Below are 2,425 nucleotides of genomic sequence, written 5' to 3'. Positions count from 1 at the left end.
GGTGCGCCGGGCGGTCTGCAGGGCGGTGTTCGTAAAGTGAACGCAGCATCGCCAGGCCCAGCGCCGGGTAGACGATCAGCAGGTACTGCAGCGGGCTGATACCCGCCCAGTGCTGCAAACCCCACAGCATGCCTGCCAGCAACAGCAGGTGCTCGGCCCAACTGGCGGTCTGCGACCAATCCCCCCGCAGCGGCTTGCGCACGATGTCGGCCCAGGTCGGCACGATGGCCAGCGCCGGACCGACCAGCAGGCGGCCCAGCACCGAGCGCTGCCAGCGCCAGCAGATTTTTTGCCAGGCGGGCAGGGCGGCAAACTGGGCGGCGGTGAGGTAGTTGCTTTCGGGGTCGATGCCGGGGCGGGTCAGGTGCTCGTCCTGGTGGTGGATCAGGTGGCTGTGCAGGTACAGGTCAAACGGATACCACACCGCCAGCGGTGCCAGACCCAGCAGGCGGTTGACGCGTGGCGACGGGGTGGGGTGGCCGTGCACCAGTTCATGCTGCAGGCTCATGTACCAGCAGGTCAGCAGCAACAGCGCCGCACTGCCCCAGCCACTTCCCAGCACGGACCAGTAGCCGACCACCAGGCCCCAGCCCAGGTACACACAGGCCGCCAAAAGCCATGTAGGCCATTCAAAGCCGTGGGAAGTTGCGACGCTGGGGCGGTTCATGAGGGTACTTGTATAGGGTGGTATGGACAGGTGATGCTAATGGACTTCAGCCGGGTTGTGCAACTGAATAATGCAGATAAGCATATTCGGTGCCATTCACCGTGTGCAGATGCTCGCAAACCGCCTTGCGGGCACGGCCTTGCCGCCGATGCGGTGGCTAAAATGTGGGCCCAGGCTGTCAAGGCCAGTCACCGCCGACCGGTCTGGCGGCGGCTTTCTCCCACTCCCTCCAAAGGCTTCCATGTTGAAAAAAATCTGCGCTGTGGCACTGTGCTTTGGTCTGGCCCATGCGGCCCTGGCCGACGAGCTGCTCGACGCCATCAAGTCCAAAGGCGTGGTCAAAATCGCCATGGAAGGCACTTACCCGCCGTTCAACTTCAAAGATGCCAAAACTGGCGCGCTGATGGGCTTTGACGTGGACATCTCCAACGCCATCGCCGCCAAGCTGGGCGTGAAGCCCGAGTTTGTGGCCACCGAATGGGCCACCATCCTGGCCGGCCTGCAGGTCGGCAAGTACGACCTAGTGGTCTCGCAGGTCACCATGACCGACAAGCGCGAGCAAGAGTTTGACTTCTCGATTCCCTACACCGTGTCGTTCGCGCAAATCATCCTGCGCAAAGACGACAAGAGCGAATACGCCAACCTGGACGCGCTCAAGGGCAAAAAGGTCGGCGCGGGCCAAGGCAGCATTTACGCCGAAACCTTGACCAAGGTGGGCGGCATTACCGTCAAAGCCTACCCCTCTGCACCGCTATACCTGCAAGACCTGGTCAATGGCCGCGTGGATGCTGCGCTGAACGACCGCCTGCTGGTGCCCTACATGATCAAAGAGGCCAAGCTGCCCCTGCGCCCGTCCACCGTGCTGCTGGACAACCCGCAAAAACAGGGCATCGCCTTCCGCAAGGGCAGCCCCAAGCTGAAAGAGGCGCTGGACAAGGCCCTGGGCGAGATGGTCAAGGACGGCAGCTACGCCAAGATTTCCATGAAATGGTTTGGCGTGGACGCGTCCAAGTAAGCCGTACCCGCATCCGTACCCGCACGCCACCGGCGCCCGCCTCCCTTTGTGAACGAAATCCTCCAACCCATCTGGGATTCCGCGCCGCTGATCGCCTGGGGCACTGCCTACACCATCGGCTACGCCTTGCTGGGCATGGTGTTTGGCCTGCCGGTGGCCTTGTTCATCACCTGGGCGCGGTTTGAAAAGATCCCCGTGTTGGCGGGGCTGTTCAGCCTGTTTGTGAGCTTCATGCGCGGCACGCCGCAGCTAATCCAGGCGTTTTTGATCTACTTCGGGATTGGCGCGATGGGGCTGGACCCGCCGTTGGTGGTCATCGGCACCCTGGTGCTGATCGTCAACGCCAGCGCCTACCTGTCAGAGACCCTGCGCGGGGCGCTGAATGGCATCACCCACGGCCAATGGAGTGCGGGCCTGAGCCTGGGCCTCACCAAGTTCCAAACCCTGCGCTACATCGTCACGCCGCAGGCGCTGCGGCTGGCGATTCCGGGCATCAGCAACACCTTGATCGGGCTGTTCAAAGACACTTCGGTGCTGTCCGTCATCACCGTGGCCGAGTTGCTGAAAACCATCAACGACGTGATCTCGGCCACCTTCAAGCCCTTCACTTTCTACCTGCTGGCCGCGCTGATCTACTGGTCGCTGTGCCTGGTGTACGAATACGCCGTGCACCGCCGCCTGGAAGCGCGCTACAGCAAGCCTTACGCGCGTTGAATTGGGTAGTGGATTTGCTATTTAAATAG

2 protein-coding genes and 1 pseudogene are annotated in these 2,425 nt (G+C 62.1%); 2 read left to right on the top strand and 1 reads right to left on the bottom strand.

The annotated features are described in order from the left end of the window. Positions 1-667: pseudogene (locus ABI213_RS00345) on the bottom strand (fatty acid desaturase); the annotation flags it as partial. A gap of 241 nt (positions 668-908) precedes the next feature. On the opposite strand from ABI213_RS00345, the gene ABI213_RS00340 reads away from it, so the two are divergent. After that, a complete protein-coding gene (locus tag ABI213_RS00340) occupies positions 909-1,682 on the top strand; it encodes a transporter substrate-binding domain-containing protein (protein ID WP_348025630.1) in 774 nt (257 codons plus the stop codon). A gap of 48 nt (positions 1,683-1,730) precedes the next feature. Continuing rightward, positions 1,731-2,396 carry an amino acid ABC transporter permease gene (locus ABI213_RS00335; protein WP_348008690.1) on the top strand — a complete coding sequence of 222 codons (666 nt, stop codon included), beginning with the start codon at positions 1,731-1,733 and terminating at the stop codon, positions 2,394-2,396. Positions 2,397-2,425 lie beyond the last annotated feature (29 nt).

Source organism: Rhodoferax sp., assembly GCF_039922535.1.
Taxonomy (GTDB): Bacteria; Pseudomonadota; Gammaproteobacteria; order Burkholderiales; family Burkholderiaceae_C; genus Rhodoferax_B.
This window is presented reverse-complemented; position numbering and strand designations above follow the sequence as displayed.